General features: G+C 42.1%; 17 protein-coding genes and 1 riboswitch. Of the genes, 7 read left to right on the top strand and 10 right to left on the bottom strand.

Annotated features, from left to right (window positions below; translation table 11 throughout):
- Nucleotides 1–290 precede the first annotated feature (290 nt).
- Nucleotides 291–1154, bottom strand: a complete 864-nt coding sequence (locus ACFWE9_RS19685; RefSeq protein WP_230159376.1) for a nucleotidyltransferase-like protein — start codon at nt 1152–1154, stop codon at nt 291–293.
- Nucleotides 1155–1329: 175 nt separating this feature from the next.
- On the opposite strand from ACFWE9_RS19685, the gene ACFWE9_RS19680 reads away from it, so the two are divergent.
- Nucleotides 1330–1683, top strand: a complete 354-nt coding sequence (locus ACFWE9_RS19680; protein ID WP_230159244.1) for a YgzB family protein — start codon at nt 1330–1332, stop codon at nt 1681–1683.
- A 96-nt stretch (nt 1684–1779) separates the two neighbouring features.
- Here ACFWE9_RS19680 and perR read toward each other — a convergent pair whose 3' ends face one another.
- The 5 genes from perR to ACFWE9_RS19655 all read right to left on the bottom strand — a co-directional run bounded on the left by perR (nt 1780) and on the right by ACFWE9_RS19655 (nt 5562).
- Complete coding sequence (perR, locus tag ACFWE9_RS19675) at nt 1780–2223, bottom strand: peroxide-responsive transcriptional repressor PerR (RefSeq protein ID WP_230159245.1); 444 nt, start codon at nt 2221–2223, stop codon at nt 1780–1782.
- A 154-nt stretch (nt 2224–2377) separates the two neighbouring features.
- On the bottom strand, nt 2378–3340 hold the full coding sequence (locus ACFWE9_RS19670) for a D-2-hydroxyacid dehydrogenase (RefSeq protein WP_230159246.1): 963 nt from the start codon (nt 3338–3340) through the stop codon (nt 2378–2380).
- Nucleotides 3341–3488: 148 nt separating this feature from the next.
- Nucleotides 3489–4598: an aminopeptidase gene (locus ACFWE9_RS19665; RefSeq protein ID WP_377358333.1), complete on the bottom strand. Its 1110-nt coding sequence runs from the start codon at nt 4596–4598 to the stop codon at nt 3489–3491.
- Nucleotides 4599–4609: 11 nt separating this feature from the next.
- Nucleotides 4610–5080 carry a thioredoxin-dependent thiol peroxidase gene (gene bcp / locus ACFWE9_RS19660; protein WP_377358331.1) on the bottom strand — a complete coding sequence of 157 codons (471 nt, stop codon included), beginning with the start codon at nt 5078–5080 and terminating at the stop codon, nt 4610–4612.
- A gap of 62 nt (nt 5081–5142) precedes the next feature.
- Nucleotides 5143–5562 carry a potassium channel family protein gene (locus ACFWE9_RS19655; RefSeq protein ID WP_230159249.1) on the bottom strand — a complete coding sequence of 140 codons (420 nt, stop codon included), beginning with the start codon at nt 5560–5562 and terminating at the stop codon, nt 5143–5145.
- Between the two features lie 247 nt (nt 5563–5809).
- A riboswitch (cobalamin riboswitch) is annotated at nt 5810–6000 on the top strand.
- A 154-nt stretch (nt 6001–6154) separates the two neighbouring features.
- Here ACFWE9_RS19655 and metE point away from each other — a divergent pair.
- Nucleotides 6155–8461, top strand: coding sequence for a 5-methyltetrahydropteroyltriglutamate--homocysteine S-methyltransferase (gene metE, locus ACFWE9_RS19650; protein WP_230159250.1), 2307 nt, complete (start codon nt 6155–6157; stop codon nt 8459–8461).
- Nucleotides 8458–8934, top strand: a complete 477-nt coding sequence (locus ACFWE9_RS19645; protein ID WP_230159251.1) for an acyl-CoA thioesterase — start codon at nt 8458–8460, stop codon at nt 8932–8934. The genes metE and ACFWE9_RS19645 overlap by 4 nt, the downstream gene beginning before the upstream one ends.
- Nucleotides 8935–8976: 42 nt before the next feature.
- Here ACFWE9_RS19645 and ACFWE9_RS19640 read toward each other — a convergent pair whose 3' ends face one another.
- Genes ACFWE9_RS19640 through ACFWE9_RS19630 form a run of 3 tightly spaced genes read right to left on the bottom strand, consistent with a single transcriptional unit; the run spans nt 8977 to nt 11614 of the window.
- On the bottom strand, nt 8977–9762 hold the full coding sequence (locus tag ACFWE9_RS19640) for an ABC transporter permease (protein WP_230159252.1): 786 nt from the start codon (nt 9760–9762) through the stop codon (nt 8977–8979).
- 4 nt (nt 9763–9766) lie between these two features.
- The gene (locus ACFWE9_RS19635) at nt 9767–10558 is read right to left on the bottom strand and encodes an ABC transporter permease (RefSeq protein WP_230159253.1); all 792 of its coding nucleotides are present in this window, start codon (nt 10556–10558) and stop codon (nt 9767–9769) included.
- Nucleotides 10559–10606: 48 nt separating this feature from the next.
- On the bottom strand, nt 10607–11614 hold the full coding sequence (locus ACFWE9_RS19630; RefSeq protein WP_230159254.1) for an ABC transporter ATP-binding protein: 1008 nt from the start codon (nt 11612–11614) through the stop codon (nt 10607–10609).
- 150 nt (nt 11615–11764) lie between these two features.
- Here ACFWE9_RS19630 and ACFWE9_RS19625 point away from each other — a divergent pair, with 150 nt between their 5' ends.
- From ACFWE9_RS19625 to ACFWE9_RS19610, 4 genes are all read left to right on the top strand, one after another.
- The gene (locus ACFWE9_RS19625) at nt 11765–12085 is read left to right on the top strand and encodes a hypothetical protein (protein ID WP_230159255.1); all 321 of its coding nucleotides are present in this window, start codon (nt 11765–11767) and stop codon (nt 12083–12085) included.
- Nucleotides 12086–12228: 143 nt separating this feature from the next.
- Complete coding sequence (locus ACFWE9_RS19620; protein WP_377358327.1) at nt 12229–13518, top strand: glutamate-1-semialdehyde 2,1-aminomutase; 1290 nt, start codon at nt 12229–12231, stop codon at nt 13516–13518.
- A gap of 344 nt (nt 13519–13862) precedes the next feature.
- Complete coding sequence (locus ACFWE9_RS19615; protein WP_377358325.1) at nt 13863–18335, top strand: glutamate synthase-related protein; 4473 nt, start codon at nt 13863–13865, stop codon at nt 18333–18335.
- Between the two features lie 332 nt (nt 18336–18667).
- A complete protein-coding gene (locus ACFWE9_RS19610; protein WP_230159258.1) occupies nt 18668–19759 on the top strand; it encodes an FUSC family protein in 1092 nt (363 codons plus the stop codon).
- A gap of 58 nt (nt 19760–19817) precedes the next feature.
- On the opposite strand, the gene ACFWE9_RS19605 is transcribed toward ACFWE9_RS19610, so the two are convergent.
- Nucleotides 19818–20276: a MarR family winged helix-turn-helix transcriptional regulator gene (locus ACFWE9_RS19605; protein ID WP_230159259.1), complete on the bottom strand. Its 459-nt coding sequence runs from the start codon at nt 20274–20276 to the stop codon at nt 19818–19820.
- Between the last annotated feature and the right edge of the window lie 192 nt (nt 20277–20468).

Genomic DNA, 20468 nt, shown 5'->3' with positions numbered 1-20468 from the left:
AATGTTTGACTTGCTCATTTGCTTTTTTGATAGTGTGTGCTCACTTAAAATTTAACGTTGGCGCTTTGTTTTGTTCAGTTTTCAAAGAGCAATTTCGTTGTCGTTTACCTCGTAAGCGACTTTTACATCTTATCATGTTATCAACTGCGTTGTCAACATGTTTTTTTATTTTCTTTTGTTTTCTTTGTTTTGATGAAGCTGCGAAAGCTGATGTCCCGCAGCGACATGTATTAATATAACACCTATATTATTATTGGTCAACAATAATAATGCTTTTTTTAAAAGTTTTTTTATATACGATAAAACCGATGATAAACCTCGTGTCCTTTTGTCTCCACTTTGACGACATCGATTACCTTTTTCTCTATCAAATATTCCAGTAGAACACCTAGATCGACCGAATAAAACTTAAGTTCCGGATGCTCCATAAGCTCCGCGATCGTCCACGGATCTTCTTTCTTCCCCATTATTTCAACCAGATGCTGTGAACCGGCATTCGTCCTTGAATAAATAAGGAATTCACTTGCAAGGAAAAGAAGCTCCAATCTTTTTTCGAGAGTTTCCTCACTGCTGATCAACTCTTTATAAAGCTTGTAGATTTCAGGTTCCATATGCTTCACTTGGTTCCAGACCGTAACCTCCGGATAAAAACCTTGTTCTATTATTTCCAAACGGGCCAAATGATGCAGGGAATGAACGATATGGTTGTATGCATCAAGATGATGCCCCTTTTCAAAAAAGCTTTTCCCATCCATGTACCTGCGAATTAACTTTGCGAACTCCATCCCCATCTTTAACTTCCTTCCATAGAAGGGGAATTCCCGGATTTCGGTTTTCAAACGGTCCAAATATTCATTTCGGTCAAAAAGGACCTTTCCATTATAAATCCAGTCAACCACTTTGCGATTGGTTCCTAATAGAAGCCATTCTTTTAACTGATCTTCCTTTACAATATGTAAGGCAGCTTTTTTATCCTGGTAAGTGTAATGTTTTAAAAACACGGCCTCTTCCGCTTCGTCTACAATCACAAAAAGGATGTAGTCAAATGTATCGGTAACGGGACTTTTATCATCTCTTTTTTCTATTAACAAGATTCCAAGTGTAGATTTTAAACTTGCTCGCTCTTGATAAATCGGGCGAAGGATATCTTCCATCATAAATTCCTCCAAAACCTTTTTTTTTTAACTTTCGACAAAACTCTTCAAAATCCTGCCTTTTTCATTTACCCAAGGTCCATTCAATTCAAAAGTAATTTGTATCCTTTATTTCTTTTTTGTTCCATCCTTAGTTTATGTTATAGTTAAAGTTATATTTTAGGAGGGACAATCCATGGCTAAATATTCTAGCAAAATCAATAAAATACGTACATTTGCTTTGAGTTTGATATTCATTGGCTTTATCGTAATGTATCTAGGGCTTTTCTTCAAAACACATCCTATTGTCATGACGCTTTTCATGGGGCTTGGTCTCTTATTCATAATCGCCAGCACCGGGGTTTATTTTTGGATTGGGATGCTATCTACAAAATCGATCCAGGTTGTCTGTCCTAACTGTGGCAAACCCACAAAAATATTAGGGCGTGTGGATATTTGCATGCATTGCGAAGAACCATTGACCCTTGACAAAAAGTTGGAAGGCGAAGAATTCAACGAAAAATATAACCGCAAAAGCCTACAAGACTAAAGGTACGAGCTAGATTACCACCCCATCACTTAGCTTTTAATTATATCATTACTTTATAACATGAAAAAAAGTTCCAACCAAATGGAGGAACTTTTTTTAATGCGTTTCTTTTTTCGCACAATCCGTGCAGTCGCCGTAGATTTCCATCCGATGGTGACTAACATTGAAACCGGTGACTTGTGCTGCGAAATGCTCGACTTCATCCAATGCAGGATAATCGAAATCCACAATCTTTCCACAGGTTTGGCAGATTACATGATAATGGTTCGTGGTCACAAAATCAAACCTTGCTGAAGAATCACCATACGTTAGTTCTTTTACCAAACCTACCTCACGAAAAACGCGTAGATTATTATAAACGGTCGCTACACTCATATTTGGAAACTTGCCTTCCAGCGCTTTATATATATCATCAGCGGTAGGGTGGGACATGGAACTTATCAAATATTCAAGTATCGCATGGCGTTGAGGAGTTATTCTTACACCGGTATCTTTAAGGGATTCCAACGCTTCTTTTAACTGAACTTCAGACACCGTCATCCACCTCTTTTTCTCATTAAGTATGAATTCTTACATTATAATATTTATAAATAGTGTACCTTTTGTAAGTGGATTTTGTCAATAATTCAAGTGTTTTACCATTCTTTTTTAGTTTATTCAAAACCATTGAATCTTTCCCATTTTTGTATGGAGTTTAGTATCCCCTCGATAAGTCGATAACATTGATGAAGTCTTTTCCAGCTTTCAAGTATTCAAGCATGTTTTTTTCGAAAATTGCAAAGGTTCTCGGTAAATATTCACCGCTTTTACTCGAAAGATGCGGTGTTACTGTAACATTCTCCATCCTCCAAAACGGATGCCCTTTTCCTAAAGGCTCCGGATCAAATACATCCAAGATGGCATGTGCCAGTTCCTTTGTTTCCAAAGCTTCAATCAGCACTTCTTCGTTAACCAGATCACCGCGGCCAATATTCACGAAGACGGCGGAGTCTTTCATCGCTTTAAAGTGTTCCTTTTGCAAAAGATCCTTTGTCTCCACGGTACTAGGTAAAACGGATATGATGTAATCTGCTTCCGGCAAGGCCTCTAATAAATGGTCAAGGGTGTAAAGGCGATCGATGGACTCCACCGGTTTTCCACTCCGATTCACCCCCATTATCGTCATCCTAAAAGCCTTACCCAAACGAGCCACTTCTCCGCCAATTGCACCGGCACCGAGAATAAGCATCTTTTTCCCATTCAATTCCCCTACTTCAATCTTTCTATCCCACAGTTCTTCCCCTTCATTTTTCATAAGCAGTTTCATTTTCTTTTCATATTGTAAAAGCATCCCTATCGTATATTCGGCCATCGGTATTTTATGAATGCCTCTTGCGTTCGTCACCAAAATCCCGCGATCCTCTATCGCTTTGAAAGGCATTAATTCCATCCCTGCACTCATGACCATGATCCATTTCAAGTTCGTCGCTTTCCCGATGACTTCTTCCGTTAAATCCTCTCCGTATGTAATCAAGATTTCCGCTTCACTAAGTGGCTCATCTGTCCATTGTGGCTCATCTGTCCATTTTTCTTGATAAATGAAGTTCAAATCTGAAAAAGCGTCCTTCATCTTCGTTTGGATGCTTTCGTTCGGAATGATCGTTGAAAGTATTAACATATTCATCTCTCCCTATTAATTAACATAAAAAAACACGGGCTCTGTATGTCCCGCGCAACTTTCTCTGAGGAGGTATTCCCTTAATAAAGCATATTCAAGTGTCCTCTTTTTGAGTTGGACAAAAGCCTCACCCTTATTAAAAAAGGCTTTATTTTAATAAATTTGGATTTAAAGCACGTAGTTCCGGCAAAATGAAAACGCCATCCCTTCTGATCAGGACGTCATCAAAGTAGATGTCACCACCGCCATATTCAGGCCGCTGGATCAAGACCATATCCCAATGTATCGATGAACGATTTCCATTATCCGCTTCATCATAGGCAAGTCCTAGAGCCAAGTGCAGGCTTCCGCTTATTTTCTCATCGAACAATGTATCGTCCATAGGCTCCAATATGTATGGATTGATTCCAATCGCGAACTCCCCGATAAAACGGGACCCTTCATCAATATCGAGAATTTCATGCATTTTAGAATGTCGATTGGAAATGGCTTTCATGATTTTTCCCTTTCGGAAGGTTAATTCTATGCCACTAAAGGTGATTCCTTCATAGGTTGTGGGTGTATTGAAAGTTATCCTTCCATTGACACTCTCCTTTAGAGGTGCCGTAAACACTTCCCCGTCGGGTAAATTCTTCTTTCCCGCACATATGATAGCCGGCATACCTTTAATGGAAAACGTCAAATCCGTCCCTGGTGAAATGATCCTGACTTTGTCAGTGCGTTCCATCAATTGCTTTAATGGTTTCAGTGCCTCCTCCATTTTCCCGTAATCCATTGTGCATACGTTCAAAAGGAAGTCTTCGTACCTGCTAAAGCTCATTCCGGCTTTTTGCGCTGATGCGTTGGTAGGATAATTAAGTAAAACCCAACGTCGGTTGTTTACATAAAAAAGAGTGGAAGAATTCATGGCCTCCCCTTGAAGACGGTGCCTCTCAACGGGGACATCAGTCATTTCCCCATCGTTTTCTTCACCGGTGATGATGATGACCGCATCGATATCGGTATACTTCTTCAAAGCCCATTCAGAAGAGGTGTCAAGTTGTTCCTTCACATTCCCTAGCAACAAATGCCGGCTTATCTCATCGTCTTCGAGTTCTACATATGGATAAGCACCGACTCTGTATGTTTCATCAATCAGCTCTTTCAATAATGGTTTCGTGTTAATATGGCCCCGTATGAGGATTCTCTCTTTTGGCTGTAATCGTATCGAATGATGAATCAGCATGGCAGCAAGCTTCGTTATTCGCTTATCCTTCATCTGCCTGTCCCTTATTTTTCGAGGTCGCGAAGCGTTTCAAGAGCTTCTTCAACGTGGCCTTTGACCTTTACCTTACGCCATTCTTTGACGATCTTACCTTCCTTATCAATCAGAAAAGTTGAACGTTCAATGCCCATGTATTCCTTTCCGAAGTTCTTTTTCAATTGCCACACATCAAATGATTCAGCAGCTTCATGATTTTCATCAGCTAGCAGCAAAAAAGGCAATCCATGCTTTTCAATGAATTTTTCATGACGTGTTGCCGGGTCTGGACTGATCCCTATGATGACGGCGTTCAGTTCCTCAAACTGCTCATTATGGTCCCGGAAATCACAGGCCTCCGTCGTGCAGCCTGGTGTCATATCTTTTGGGTAAAAATATAAAACAATGTATTTGCCCTTAAAATCCGATAAGGAAACCAATTCTCCATTGTTTGCAGTGAGTTGAAAATCAGGTGCTTTTTCGCCAATATTAACAGTCATTTTGAACCCTCCATTTCTTTCATTATGGTAAGAGTACCCAATAATCGAAAGAAACACAACTTTCATTTATCCTTCCTATCTTTCTGATCCAAGTCGATTACCGTCCGAATCACAAACGCTGCCGGGAGCGTGTACCCGATGAAGGCCTGAATCGTAGCTATCATCCTGCCCATGCCTATTGGGGCTATATCTCCATACCCTACAGAAAACATCGTCATCGCACTAAAATAAAAAGAAGTCTTCAGCTGTTCATAGAAAGTCCCATCCAAACGATTGCCCATATCAAGAATCACCGAATGATTCTGAAGCTCGTATAATAAATAAATCAGTGCAAATCCAACTAATATTGTCGCATATAAATTGCCAAGCCACAGCAAATCCTCCAAGGAAAACTTCTTTCCTCCTGACTCAACAAGAAATAACGTCCGAATGCTCATCACCATGCAAAAAATGATTCCTGCAATCAAGATGTAGAATGTCATTCCCCACGCCCCATTTCAAAACGCCACTTCCTTTATACATACTCCCTGTCCAAACAATATATTCTTTATTAGGGACTGACTTCATACTTACCACTCCCACAGCCACTACGGGTTCGTCAGGGGTCGGGAGCTTTTTCCTTGTTGACCATTAAGGTCGGATATGTTAAGATTGTCTAAATTTTTATAATAGTTTTTATTTTATAAAAGTTTAGTGCCTGCAGTCAGCTTATCGAGCAGGTTTTATGAAATTTCATATGTGGAAATAGGTTCCTAATTTTCATTAGGATTAAAAGGGAAGCCCGGTGTAATTCCGGCACGGTCCCGCCACTGTAATGGGAATGTTAGCGCCATCCATATGCCACTGATCTTAAGGATTGGGAAGGCTGGAGCTAATGATATTCCCTAAGTCAGGAGACCTGCCTGTTTCAACAACACTGTTTTAACCTACGGGAGATAGGGAGGTGTTAGGGACCTTATAATTGAAAGGGGTATTTTGCATACCTCTTTATTCTAAGCATTTCTAACTTTCTCTTTTTGACGGTTAGGGGTGCTTTTTTTGTTGTTTTCCATCAAATTAAAAGAATGCAGGAGGATGAGAATATTGAAAAGTAGTAGTTTAGGGTACCCGCGAATCGGTGAAGATCGTGAATGGAAACGCACATTGGAAGCTTACTGGTCCGGGAAAATCGTTGAAACGGAATTTACGGCACAACTAGAAGCCATCCGGTTGGGCAATTTGCAAAAACAGAAAGATCAAGGCATTGATATCATTCCTGTCAATGACTTCACTTTATATGATCAAATGCTCGATATGTCGGTCATGTTCGGTCTTGTTCCTGAACGTTATTCCGCTTATGAAGGCGGCGCCGTTCCCCTTTCCGTTTATTACTCCATGGCCCGTGGTAACAAGGATGAAGTCGCTTCAGAAATGACGAAATGGTTCAATACGAACTATCACTATATCGTCCCGGAATTAAAACGGGCACAGCTGAACTTAACAGAAAACAAACCACTTGCTGCATACCGGGAAGCCAAGGAAAAGCTAGGGATTGAAACGAAGCCCGTGTTAATTGGACCTTATACCTTCATCTCCCTTTCCAAAGGCTTCAACAAAGAAGATATTCCTGGCATCATCCTGAGTTTGCTTCCCCTATACACGCAAATCCTGCAAGAGTTGGAGCAAGAAGGAGTGAAATGGGTGCAAATCGATGAACCTTCCATTGTTTCATCAATTTCCAAAGATGATATGCAAACAGTTGCATACCTCTACGAAAAACTGAATGAAGCAGCACCAAACCTGAACATCATGCTTCAAACATACTTTGATGCCGTGGAACACTACCAAGAGGTCATTGAATTACAAGTTCAGGGGATCGGTCTTGATTTTGTACATGACAAAGGGAAGAATCTTAGTAATCTTGAAGAATTCGGCTTCCCGAAGAACAAAGTGCTTGGTGCAGGTGTGATTGACGGAAAAAACATTTGGCTTTCTGATTTAACGAAAAAAATCCAATTGATCGAGACGCTTAAGAAAAAAGTAGCCGAAGACCAGATCTGGCTTCAGCCCTCTTGTTCCCTGCTTCATGTCCCAGTGACCGTCCGCAATGAGACTCTGATTGCCAAAGAAGTGAAAGAGGCCCTTGCTTTCGCTGATGAGAAGCTTAAAGAAATCACACTCTTGGTCAAAGGAAATAACCAAGGTCTAGATGCTATCGCCGAAAAAGTGGACGCCAATAAATTAGCGGTTCAAACGTTAGCAAGTTCAAATGCACGAAATCATAAAAGTGTACAATCCAATGTCGAAAAGGTTAAAACCAAGACCACAGGACGTCAGCTTCCATTTAAAGAGCGTTATCAAAAACAACAGGACTTTTTCAAATTGCCTTTTCTTCCTTCCACTACGATCGGCAGCTTTCCGCAGACAGTTGAAGTTAAACAAGCACGCGGGAAATTCAAAAGAGGAGAATGGACCGCTTCGCAATATGAAACATTCGTAAACGAAGAAATCGGCAGGTGGATCGAAATCCAAGAAGAAATCGGTTTGGATGTTCTCGTTCACGGGGAATTCGAACGGACGGATATGGTTGAATATTTCGGTCATAAGTTAGGAGGATTCGTCTTTCTAGAAAAGGGCTGGGTACAATCCTATGGATCCCGCTGTGTGAAACCACCAGTCATCTACGGCGACGTCCATTTTATCGAACCGATGACAGTCAGGGAAAGTGTATACGCACAAACACTGACGAAGAAGACGGTAAAGGGAATGCTTACTGGTCCTGTTACGATTTTGAACTGGTCATTTGTCCGTGATGATATTTCCAGGGAGAATGTTTGCTACCAGCTGGCACTTGCTTTGGAAAAAGAAGTCATTGCATTGGAATCAGCTGGAATCAAAATGATCCAAGTTGATGAGCCTGCACTTAGAGAAGGTCTGCCATTGAAAAAAAGCGATCGCGATGAGTATTTAAACTGGGCAGTTAATTCGTTCTTGATATCCACTTCAAGCGTGGAGGATACAACCCAAATCCACACACATATGTGCTATTGCGACTTCAACAGCTTCATGGATGTCATCTCCTCCCTCGATGCCGATGTCATTTCCATCGAAACATCCCGTAGCCATGGGGAGCTTGCTTCCGCATTCGAGGAAAAAACGTATGAAAAAGGTATTGGCCTGGGTGTGTATGATATTCACAGCCCGCGTGTGCCGGCAGTGGAAGAAATGGTTGATATGATTGAACGGGGCATCAAAGTATTGGATAAAGACCAGTTTTGGATCAATCCCGACTGCGGCCTGAAAACGAGGGGGATCCCGGAAACCGTCGCTTCCCTGAAAAACATGGTCGAAGCAGCAAAAATCGTCCGTGAAAACCTTTTAGCTAAAACAACAGGCAAATGATTGAGAAGAACGCTGCCCACCCAACAAAGCAGTCACGGACTTTTTTAACCGACCTTGTTTTTCCACCGGATACAAATCATCACAATACCATCTTTGGCGGGAAAGTAATGGCCTATGTTGATAAAATAGCCTGCATTTCAGCTATGCGCCATTGTCGAAAACCCGTTGTGACTGCTTCAAGCGACTCTTTTGATTTTTTGGCCCCCATCAAGACAGGGGATGCTATCAACCTTGAAGCTTATGTCACCTGTGCTCATCGCACATCAATGGAGGTATTCGTCAAAGTGGAGCGTGAGAACCTATTAACAGGTGAAAAACAGCTTACGGCACGCGCCTTTTTAACGATGTTGGCCATCGATGAAGATGGCAGGCCGACAAACGTACCTCAGGTCATTCCCGAATCAGAAGAGGAAAAACAGCAATATGTTCAAGCACAAGCAAGATATATTGAAAGAAAGAAAAAACGGAACTAAACAAAGACCCCTTCAACAGGAATGCTGTTGAAGGGGTTTCTTTTAGTTCCCCGCACCGCGGTATCTCTTCACTCCCTGATTCCATATGAAAACGGATATCATGAAAAAGGCAACCCCGATTACAGGTGTGGCAAATGCATATGCATACCACTCTTCTTTTCTAAGGAAATAAGATGCAGGATACACGCCAACAAACGCGAATGGCAGCACCCATGTAAGGACAAAACGAATGACCTTATTATAAATATCAACAGGATAGCGTCCGTAGTTCCCGATATTGTACATCATGGGCATGATGGAAGTTTTCGCATCAGACCAGAACCCGATGCTTGCTATTGCAACGAAAATGGCTGCATAAGCAAGAGCCCCTCCTATTGCAAAAATGATGAAAAGAATCGGATCATACCACGCAAGCTCCAGATCCAATTTAACCCCTGAATAGAATATAATGATCAAACCGGTCACAACACCAAATAACGCTTCAAGCTCGATTCTTTCTAATATGACTTGAAACAAGCTATGAATCGGCCTTGTTAATATCCGGTCCATCTCCCCTTTGACGATATAGCGATCATTGAAATCCCAGATATTGAAAAAGGCTGAAAAAAGGGCGAATGGAATAAGGAAGAATCCATATATGAATATGATTTCTTCACGGCTCCAACCGCTTAAAAATTGTGTATGTCCAAAAACGACTAAGATAAATACCAGATTCACGACCTGATTCAGCAGGTCAGATAGGATTTCCATGAAGAAATCGGCTCTATACTGCAATCTTGTTTTCATATACTGACTCACATATTGAAAAAACATCGATACATAAAACATCCCATCAACCCCCTTGAACAATCAGCTGTTTTTTCGCGACTATCCATAAAAGCTGAATCGGTATAATGAGAATGATAACCCAAATTAACTGCTGTAATAGTGCCATGCCAATTTCGCCTGAACTGTACCCATTCGTAAAAATCATGCTTGGTACATAACTGATCCCCTGAAATGGCAAGTATTTCATCACTTCCTGCGCCCATATCGGGTAGAAACTGATGGGCAGCAACAGACCGGAAAATAAATCGATGATGACCCTTTTAGCCCGAATCAACCCAGCATTATTATATAAGAAAAAAGTAGTGATTCCCGTCAATAAGTTAATTTGTGTATTGATGATGAAGCTGAACAGCAAGGAAATGGCGAATATCCCCCACGTTGCCGGCTCATGCGGCAATTCGATAGGAAAAATGAAAGCCACCAGCAGCATGCCCGGAATCGAAAAGAAGAAGAAACGGAATATCCCTTCCCCAAGTCCTTGCATCGTTTTCATGCCTAAATAGTTATAAGGCCTGATCATTTCAATGGCGACCTTGCCGTCCTTTATCTCATTGGCAATTTCGCGGTCAATATTATTGAAATAAAAAGCACGTGCCATCCAAGCAACCGCGACATAAGTGGTCATCTGCATACTTGAAAGTCCTTCAATGGAGCTTTTTTCTCCATATATCGCATTCCATAAGAAATAATAAGCACCGATATTAATGCTATAAATTAAAATGCCTGTATAATAATCCGTTCGATACGCAAGCATCATCAAAAAACGCATGCGGATCATCGCTAAATACTTCCCCATGGCCCTCTCCCTTCTTGATAGACACGTTGTTTCTTAATGATAAGAGAGTCAGACAGTGCCTTCTTCGTAAATATTTCGAACAATCTCTTCGATGGACGTTTCATGAATTTTGATGTCCTTTATTTTAAAATGCGATACGACAGCTGAAACAAGCTGTGAAATATGATCACTTTCTTCCTTCAACAAAGCAATGTACGTTTGATTTTTCTCATCATAAACCCAGTTTGCGTCAAATGGGAGCGGTAAGGATCGCAATTCCTGTAAGGCAACCGGCTCGATAAATTGAAAATGGATCTGTTTTTCCTCAGCCCAGTTATCTTTTAAACTCTGCAATTCCCCATCATAAATGATTTGTCCTTCATCAAGCATGATTACACGCTCACACAATGCCTCGATGTCCCCTAAATCATGGGTGGTCAAAAGGATTGTCGTATTGTATTTCTCATTGATTTCTTTCAGGAACTCACGAATCTTCATCTTCACGAGTACGTCAAGGCCTATTGTCGGCTCATCCAGGAACAGCAAAGGCGGATTGTGGATCAATGCTGCCGCAAGTTCGCAGCGCATTCGCTGCCCAAGCGAGAGTTTACGCACTGGCTTGTCAAGCAAAGGACCGATATCGAGCGTCTTGATGACATGTTCCATATGATCGCTATATTGTTCATCCGTTACTTTATAGACTTTTTTTAGCAGTCTGAAGGATTCTTGAACGGCAATATCCCACCAAAGCTGTGACCGCTGACCAAATACGACCCCGATTGTCTGCGTGAACTTTTCTCTTTCTTTATGTGGGTTCATGCCATTTACCGTGATTTCACCTGCTGTTGGTTCCAAAATGCCCGTCAGCATTTTGATCGTGGTCGATTTCCCTGCTCCATTTTCCCCGATATAAGCTACCATCTCACCTTTTTTTACAGTAAAATTGATATCATTGACGGCAGGGACGATTTTATAATTTCTTGTTAGTAAATCCCGGAAGGCACCCTTTAACCCTGAACGGCTTGATGCCGACTTAAATTCCTTCCGCAGCTGTTTCACTTGAATTGCATCACTCATCCTGTTAAATCCTCCGTAATCTCTTGTCCTAATGCATTAGTTTATCCAACCTCAGCTTTTTAGACAATAAAAATGCCTGGATTTCGTGTACCATTTTAAAGGGGGAATCCAGACGAGTACGAATACACATACAAAGGAGACTATTATGCTATGAATATTAAAAAATTATTACTTTCCCAAATCGAAAAGGTCGTCCTCGGCCTTCAATATGACTTCCTTTACGAAGATGAATATGGTGAATTATTATGCCAGGTCATCAAAAGGGATTCCTCTGGATCGATAGAAAGCACCCCCATAAGTTTCCACCTTCATATTAATGAAGAAAAAGGCACCGGCCAACTTATCTATTACCAAACCGAGGGAGAAATAAACCGCCAAACCTTCGATATCGAAAACCCTGCCACCATCTTGGCCATTCTTACTTTCATAACCGGGGTTTTGGGATCTGACTCTATTTCCCAAACAAAATAAAGGATCAGGAATCCTGCGGTTTCTAAGGCCGCAACGTTTCATTAAGGGCCTGATCACATTACCTAGGCTTTTGCCCCGGATTTCCGGACGAAAAAGTGCTATGATTAAGAAGAATATGTTTGTATTTTTAGGAGGTTTTAAGATTGGATTTTAGTAATTCGGAGCTTTTACATAAAGAGGCACTGGAACATATCGTCGGTGGGGTGAACAGCCCATCCCGCTCTTACAAAGCAGTAGGCGGCGGTTCACCAGTTGTCATGGATCATGCCAAAGGCGCTTATTTCTGGGATGTTGATGGCAATAAATATATCGACTATTTAGCTGCATATGGACCGATCATAACAGGGCATGCACATCCACATATTACGGAGGCCATCGTAAAAGCGGCAGAAACGGGCGTTTTATACGGCACACCGACAAAACACGAAGTCAAATTTGCCAAAATGTTGAAAGAAGCAATGCCTTCCCTTGATAAAGTTCGCTTCACCAATTCAGGAACTGAGTCTGTCATGTCCACCATCCGTGTGGCACGCGCTTACACTGGACGCGACAAGATCATCAAGTTTGCCGGCTGTTACCATGGTCACTCCGACCTTGTTCTTGTCGCTGCAGGTTCCGGCCCGGCCACACTAGGTACACCGGATTCTGCTGGCGTCCCAAAAAGTATCGCACAAGAAGTGATCACGGTACCTTTCAATGATATCGAACCGTTTAAAGAAGCATTGAATAAGTGGGGCAACGAAATTGCAGGCGTACTGGTTGAACCGATCGTCGGCAACTTTGGAATCGTCGAACCACGACCTGGCTTCCTGGAAGAAGTCATATCTTTATCTCACGAAGCCGGATCACTCGTCATTTTCGACGAAGTCATCACAGCTTTCCGCTTCATGTACGGAGGGGCACAGGACTTCTTGGGAATTCAACCCGATTTGACAGCCCTTGGAAAAATCATCGGCGGTGGACTTCCAATCGGTGCCTATGGCGGCAAAAAAGAGATCATGGAAACTGTCGCACCGCTTGGTCCAGCCTATCAAGCAGGTACGATGGCTGGAAATCCTGCTTCCATGCTTTCCGGCATAGCTTGCTTAGAGGTACTTAAAGAAGAGGGTCTGTACGATGAGCTTGATCGATTAGGAAAAATCCTTGAAGAAGGCATCCTGAAAGCGGCTAGCCAATATAATGTCCCAATCACCATCAACCGCCTTAAAGGGGCATTGACGATTTATTTCACGACAGAAACGATTGAAAACTATGAGCAGGCGGAAAATACCGATGGCAAAATGTTTGCGAAGTTCTTCAAACTCATGCTTAACCAGGGCATCAATTTGGCACCTTCGAAATACGAAGCCTGGTTCTTGACAATAGCTCACACGGATGATGATATCGCGTATACTCTAAAAGCGGTTGAACATGCATTCAAAAACCTGATTTAAGAAATAAAAATAGAATAATTATGCAATATTTATACACCCCCAGGATATACATGATTCTTGGGGGGGTCTTAATTCCCATGTAATATATCGTTATAATTGGCCTTTGAAGCCTTTTTCCTCGAAAATCCCATCCATTCCAGCATCCAAACCATTGTATAAAAAATTGATTTCTGAATATTTAAATGATATGATATGGATACATTTATATACAATTAATCAATTTCTTTCAATCTATCAAGAACTTGGACTTATTGTTCGGGTTTACTAATATTTCCGTCATTAAAATCAAATGCTACAGGAGGTGAAAGGCAGAAAATAAGGGTAACCTTATTCAAGCCACTCATATGACCCAACAATGGACACCTGCTACATTCAAAGAATTTTACAAAGAAGAACATGATGCCTGCGGAATCGTTTCCTGCATCGAGAAAAAGAAAATCCCTACAAACGAAAACATCTTTGCCTGTATCGACGCCCTGGTTAAAATGAACCATCGCTGTGGCTTCATCAACGGCGAGGGTGACGGCGCGGGCATCCATATTGATATTCCCCGAGCTCTTTGGAAAAAGAAGCTTGAAGCGATAAATATCGATTCAACCATCGTCGATCAGGGCTCCTTCATTGTCGGGCACTTATTTTTAAGCAAAAAAACAGAAGCGAACGACTTAAAAATCGAGGTCAAAGAGAAGTTGCTTCAACATGGTCTTTCCTTGGTTTTCGAAACGGATAAAGCTTACCGTTCTGAAGCATTGGGACCGATTGCCATTCAAGAAGACCCGGTGTTCTGGCAATTTGCCTGTTCTTCCACCATCGAAAGCGACCAGGAACTTTCGAACGTTCTTTTTGAGCTGACTTCCGACATCGAAAAAAGTGATTTTATCCATGTTGCTTCTTTAAGCCAGCATCATGCTGTCTACAAAGTAATGGGGGCGGGGGATACGCTTCCTGCCTATTATCTTGATCTTGCAGACCCTTTAGCTGCATCCACCATGACACTGGGACATAATCGTTTTTCAACTAATACTCTATCAAGCTTCTTCCGGGTCCAGCCTTTCAGTGTACTTGGTCATAATGGGGAAATCAATACGATTGCCAAATTGCGTGATGAAGCGAAAATGATCGGAGTTCCCATCGCTAAAGACGGAAGCGACTCACAGGATTTAAACAAAACGATCGAAACATTCATCTGCCGTCATGGCTACTCTTTATTTGAAGCTGTCGACCTGATGTTCCCGCCAATCATTAATGAAATCAAGGAATATCCGGATCACTTACAAGACTTATATACGTATTTACGGGAAGCATGGGGGCATTTTGCACAAGGTCCAGCGGGGATCATCTCCCGTTTCGGTGATGAAGCCGTGTTCTCTGTCGACTCTTTAGGCCTGCGTCCTTTATGGAATATTGAAACGGAATCATCCTATATGTTCACTTCTGAACCAGGAATCATCCCTTCCAGTGAATATACCGGAGATCCAAAACCGATGGGTCCAGGGGAAAAAGTAGGTTTGAAATGGAACGGCGACCGTATTGAAATGTACACCTACAAGGATTACCAGGATAAAGTTTTCGAACTCTTCAATAATCGTTTCGTCCTTTCCAATGACCGCGTCCGCTTGCAGCCGCAAGTTTTTGAAAAGGTGGTCACCATGACTAACACTCAAGCCATTCATAATGGTCAGTATAAAGCCTTTGGCTGGGAAAGGGAGCACGTTCAATTGGTAGAACAGATGGCCGAAAAAGGTGCTGAGCCCATTCGTTCACTTGGTCATGATGCGCCACTGGCAGCACTTAATCCACAACGGACCAACATTGCAGATTTCATTAAGGAAAGTGTGGCCGTTGTAACTAACCCTGCAATCGACCGGGATCGGGAAACCGAGCATTTCTCAACAAGAACCATCATTGGCAGACGGCCTTCCCTATTCGAAGCGAATAAGGCCGGAAAAGTTACGGAGCTGCTAACTCCCTTATTAATTGAAGGAATAACGGGCTATGAATGCTCATCCACCGTTTCACAGCCAAGCTATGATCAATTCATTAAATATAACCAAGATCAAAAACTCGTACATTTCATTTCAAGCACCTTCAAAGAGGATGAAAGCATCACGGATGCCTTAACCAGGATTACGGATGAAGCGGTCCATGCAGTGGACGAAGGAAAAACACTGCTCGTTCTTGATGATGCCCTTGCCCATCAAAACGGCAACCTTTGGCTTGACCCCCACCTTGTTACTTCAGCGGTCGATCAAGCATTGGTCGATACAGGCAAGCGTCGGGATTGTTCCATCCTTTTACGTTCTGCGTCGCTAAGGTCACTGCATGATATCATCGTCTCTTATGGGCTAGGGGCCAACTTGATCAGCCCATATTATATGTTCCTTTCCTTATCTTCAGATGATCTTAAGGGGGTTACCAATCTATATAACTCCTTGACGAAAGGCCTTGAAAAGGTTATTTCCACCATCGGCATCCATGAGCTGCGCGGTTATGGAAGACTTTTCTCAAGCATCGGGTTACATGAGGAAATCGCTAAATATTTAAATGTGGCTAACTTCTTTGGTTCAAATGATCTAGACTACAATTTTGATAGTATCAAGGCTGATGCCATTCAGCGTGCTGAGGATTATGGCAATGAAAAAGAACGGATGGGAAAAACGTTCCATTTATTTCCAAGGATTTGGAAGTCGATCGGGGAAGTAGCTTCAACTGGGGAATACGACGCTTATCGCGAAAAGATCACCGAACAGGAAGAATCAAATCCTACGGCGATCCGCCATTTAACATCATTAAAAACTTCAGATACTTCCATCCCTTCTGAAGAAGTCAGTCTTTCAATCGGCGAACAGGAACTGCCGTTCGTCATAGCCTCCATGTCCTTTGGCTCGCAAAATGAGATTGCTTTCCGGGCTTACGCAGAGGCTGCCGAGCGTTTAGGCATGATCAGCATGAATGGTGAAGGTGGAGAAATCAAGGATATGCTGGGCAAGTACCCGAAATCCCGTGGACAGCAAATCGCTTCCGGCCGTTTCGGTGTCAATGCAGAACTCTTGAACTCTTCAAATCTATTGGAAATTAAGATTGGGCAAGGGGCAAAACCTGGTGAGGGCGGTCACCTTCCCGGTTCCAAGGTCACAGCGAAAATCGCAGAAGCACGGAATGCAACAATCGGTTCCGACTTGATCTCCCCTTCCAATAACCATGACATTTATTCAATTGAAGATTTGGCCCAAATGATTCATGAGTTAAAAACGGCAAACGACAAGGCAAAAGTTGCCGTCAAAGTACCGGTCGTTCCAAACATTGGTACAATTGCGGTCGGCGTAGCCAAAGCAGGGGCAGATATCATTACGCTCTCTGGTTTTGATGGTGGAACAGGCGCGGCCAGGATTCATGCACTCGCACATGTCGGTCTTCCAGTTGAGATTGGTGTGAAAGCCGCCCATAATGCGCTGCTTGAGTCGGGCATTCGCCAAAACGTTGAAATTTGGGCTGACGGTGGGTTAAAAAGCTCAATGGATATATTGAAATTAATGTTGCTTGGGGCAAACCGTGTAGGCTTTGGAACCCTTTCGATGATTGCCGTCGGCTGTACAACGTGCCGCGGGTGTCACCTTGATACGTGCCATGTCGGCATCGCCACTCAAATCGAATCGGAAGCACAAGCGAAAGAACACGGGCTGCGCCGTTTTGTTCCACGAAAATTTGATTTAGCCGTTCAAGGTTTAACGAATATGTTCAGTGCATTTGCCAAAGAACTAAAAATGCTGACAGGATCTCTTGGAGTGAAGAATCCCCAAGACATTGTCGGACGCTCTGATTTGCTCCAGCAAGTTAAAGGTCAACAATCATTGGATTTAACCTATTTATTAAAAAATCTGGATATATCACCTTTCTCCCATAAAGAAACGGCGGCATATTTGAATGAGGGCTCCATGCAGATTGCTGTTGGCGCTGAATATCTGGATTCGCATGTAGATGAGCTGCAGCAATCTCGCAGCTATAGCTCGATCACGTCCGAGCAGCGCGTACTCGGCAGCAGGGTATCCTGTCACCGCGTCAGGGGCAGACTTGACGGGTCTTACAAAAAGCTTCCCCCCGTTCACCTCTCCTACGAGGATGGCTCTATCCCGGGTAATGGACTTGGAGCATACAATACGGAGGGTATTTCGATCAGCGTGAATGGCGGCGCCCAGGATGGAATTGGCAAAACATCGATTGGCGGTAATATCGCCATCTTTAAATCTCCCGGAAAAGACGGGAAGTTCTACAATGGATCCGTCGGTAAGGGCTTTGGATATGGTGCACAGCACGGTCTTCTCATTGCCCAAGGTGATGCCGATGCCAGGGCGGGAATCCGGCTTTCCGGAGCCGATATGATCATTGGAGGACTATTGAAACAGCCCCTTCCTGAAAAGGAAACCGGGAATATAGCGGTAACCTCCAACATTAAGGGATTCGCTTTTGAATACATGACAAACGGAAGAGGTTTGGTTCTAGGTGATCCGGGTCCATGGATTTGCGCAGGAATGACCGGCGGTGTCGTTTATTTACGACAACAGCCTGAAGCTGGATTAACCAAAGAAGTTATTAAGAAACGGGTAGCGAAAGGGGCAAAGATCTCCATTGAGACCTTATCTGCAAAAGGCCTGCAGGACGTGGCCGAACTTCTTGGAAAATACACGGCCCTTTTGAAAGATCATGGCCAAACAGACGAAGCAACCTCTTTAGAGGCTCTTCTTCAAAATCCTGAAAAGCACTTCCTTCAGGTCGTTCCAGTTAAAGAGCAAGCTGATCCTGCTGTATCCACGGAGTGATACAGAAAACATATTTCATTTAAAAACTGATGCTCTTCAATTCGAGCATCAGTTTTTTCCAATCTTATACCTCTTGGATAGTCTTAGACTCACGGAAAACCACAGCTTAAAACCGTCATGAAATTGCCCATATATTCTTTATATATTAAACTTGAATTTACCTATTGTATCTCAAAGGAAAATCCTGTATATTACTTTTTGTTTACATCATCACATTTTAGTGTAAAGTACTAACAAATAAGTTAGAATACAACTTTAAGAATAGGCTATATATAAATAGAGCCTTTTCTTATCCTGAACCATTAAATAACAAAGAAAGGATTAACCTATATATGAAGTTTGGTGCCCGCATTCTCAAAACAGGAATAGCAATTGTTTTAGCGCTTTATCTTTCGGAACTGCTTAACCTTCCTGCTCCTGTCCTTTCTGGGATTGCTGCAATTTTTGCAATACAGCCGACCATTTATCGTTCATACCAAACGGTGTTGGAGCAAATACAAGGAAATATCATTGGCGCGCTGGTTGCTGTCTCCTTCGTCTTGCTGTTCGGAAATGATATTTTTATAATCGGCCTTGCCGTAATGGTTGTCATAACCATCAATTTAAAATTAAAAATGGATAAAACGATTGTCCTTTCCATCGTGACGGTCATTGCCATCATGGAAAGCCAGGAAGGAGAATTCCTGAATTTTGCCTTTGTACGTCTCTCATCCGTTTTACTTGGAATCATTTCTTCTTTTATCGTGAATCTAGTTTTCATTCCGCCTAAGTATGAAGCAAAACTTTATACACGCATTACAGATGTGACGGAAGATATCTTAAAATGGATCAGAATAAGTACAAGACATGCTACCGAACACACTTTATTGAAAAAAGACATCAGCCGTCTAAAGTCGGAGTTATACGATTTGGAGCATATCTATTCCATGTACAAAGAGGAACGGGAATATTTCAAGAAAAACAGCGGAGCTAAAGCAAGAAAGCTTGTCGTTTACCGGCAGATGATCATTACAACAAAAAAAGCGTTTGAAACCTTGAAAAGAATCCATAAATTCGAGAACGAGATTTATCAAATGCCTGAAGATTTCCAACGGAGTATCTTACATCAGCTTGATTCCTTAATCCGTAAGCATGAACAATTGATATTACTCCATATTGAAAAAATAAAATCAATCGAGGAAATTGAAGATTGGGATCAAGATTGTTTAAGTCGTAAAGAGCTGCTTGCCCTCTTTTTCGAACAGCAAAATCAAGTGGACGAAATGCATGATAATCTAGGCCACCTCTCTGCCCGCCTCGTACCAATGATTTCTTCGGTCATTGAGTATGACGAACAATTGGAACATCTTGAAAAGCTGATTGTCAGCTTCCAGTCCTTCCATAAGGATGACAACGAAATCTCCGTACAGTATGAAGAAGATTAGAAAAGACGGTTCCAGGGGGACCGTCTTTTTTCGTCTCTATTTAGAGGATGCCACTCTTTCAATCATCCAAAAGGTGTTGATCTGCCGCCTTTTCAAGTATCTCCAATTTCTTCAAAAGATCCTGCAGCTCTTCTTCTGAGAATGAATTGAAGCTCTTGCCCATCAATTGGTTATGCTCCGCAAGGACCCTCCCCAATATCTCTTCCCCGGCCTCTTTCAATTCAAGGTTGATGACCCTGCGATCCTTTTCGGAGGGCTGCCGTTTCACATAATCCATTTCGACCAACTTATCTACAAATACGGTAATCGCACTTGGCTTTACGGTTAAGAAATCAGCCAGCTTGGTCGATTTAATCGAACCCTCTTTTTTTAATATCAATAAAATGAAAAACTGTGGCGACGTTAGACCATAAGGCTGAAGATTTTTTGCTACGATAGCCCTAAGTTTCTTCCTAATCCTAAAAATCTGCATTTCTATACTATTGGTTAGTTCCCATTTAAAATCCAGCCTTCTCACTCCTTATATAGGACAATCCTACCTCTTAAATTTAATTAAATGACATTCCATTGTCAAATTTACTTGCCATATATCCTTAAAACTTAAAAAAATTCATTTTTTAACCATTTATATGTATTTATTTCCCTCTAATTTTCCGAATAAATTACATGACAAAGATTAATTAAACTGTTAAACTCTTTACTTATAATA

Origin of the sequence: Peribacillus sp. NPDC060253 (genome assembly GCF_042727425.1) — a bacterium.
In the GTDB taxonomy this organism is placed as follows: domain Bacteria; phylum Bacillota; class Bacilli; order Bacillales; family DSM-1321; genus Peribacillus.
The sequence above is the reverse complement of the archived record's forward strand: the minus strand, read 5'-3'. Positions and strand labels throughout refer to the sequence as shown.

What these genes read in the sequence shown, in the direction of transcription:
- ACFWE9_RS19610 (WP_230159258.1), top strand. Translation starts at nt 18,668, where the DNA reads ATGAAGTTTGGTGCCCGCATTCTCAAAACAGGAATAGCAATTGTTTTA.
- ACFWE9_RS19640 (WP_230159252.1), bottom strand. Translation starts at nt 9,762, where the DNA reads ATGTTTTATGTATCGATGTTTTTTCAATATGTGAGTCAGTATATGAAA.
- ACFWE9_RS19615 (WP_377358325.1), top strand. Translation starts at nt 13,863, where the DNA reads ATGACCCAACAATGGACACCTGCTACATTCAAAGAATTTTACAAAGAA.
- metE (WP_230159250.1), top strand. Translation starts at nt 6,155, where the DNA reads ATGAGAATATTGAAAAGTAGTAGTTTAGGGTACCCGCGAATCGGTGAA.
- ACFWE9_RS19655 (WP_230159249.1), bottom strand. Translation starts at nt 5,562, where the DNA reads ATGACATTCTACATCTTGATTGCAGGAATCATTTTTTGCATGGTGATG.
- ACFWE9_RS19670 (WP_230159246.1), bottom strand. Translation starts at nt 3,340, where the DNA reads ATGTTAATACTTTCAACGATCATTCCGAACGAAAGCATCCAAACGAAG.
- perR (WP_230159245.1), bottom strand. Translation starts at nt 2,223, where the DNA reads ATGACGGTGTCTGAAGTTCAGTTAAAAGAAGCGTTGGAATCCCTTAAA.
- ACFWE9_RS19625 (WP_230159255.1), top strand. Translation starts at nt 11,765, where the DNA reads ATGAATATTAAAAAATTATTACTTTCCCAAATCGAAAAGGTCGTCCTC.
- ACFWE9_RS19635 (WP_230159253.1), bottom strand. Translation starts at nt 10,558, where the DNA reads ATGGGGAAGTATTTAGCGATGATCCGCATGCGTTTTTTGATGATGCTT.
- ACFWE9_RS19665 (WP_377358333.1), bottom strand. Translation starts at nt 4,598, where the DNA reads ATGAAGGATAAGCGAATAACGAAGCTTGCTGCCATGCTGATTCATCAT.
- ACFWE9_RS19685 (WP_230159376.1), bottom strand. Translation starts at nt 1,154, where the DNA reads ATGGAAGATATCCTTCGCCCGATTTATCAAGAGCGAGCAAGTTTAAAA.
- ACFWE9_RS19630 (WP_230159254.1), bottom strand. Translation starts at nt 11,614, where the DNA reads ATGAGTGATGCAATTCAAGTGAAACAGCTGCGGAAGGAATTTAAGTCG.
- ACFWE9_RS19680 (WP_230159244.1), top strand. Translation starts at nt 1,330, where the DNA reads ATGGCTAAATATTCTAGCAAAATCAATAAAATACGTACATTTGCTTTG.
- ACFWE9_RS19645 (WP_230159251.1), top strand. Translation starts at nt 8,458, where the DNA reads ATGATTGAGAAGAACGCTGCCCACCCAACAAAGCAGTCACGGACTTTT.
- bcp (WP_377358331.1), bottom strand. Translation starts at nt 5,080, where the DNA reads ATGACTGTTAATATTGGCGAAAAAGCACCTGATTTTCAACTCACTGCA.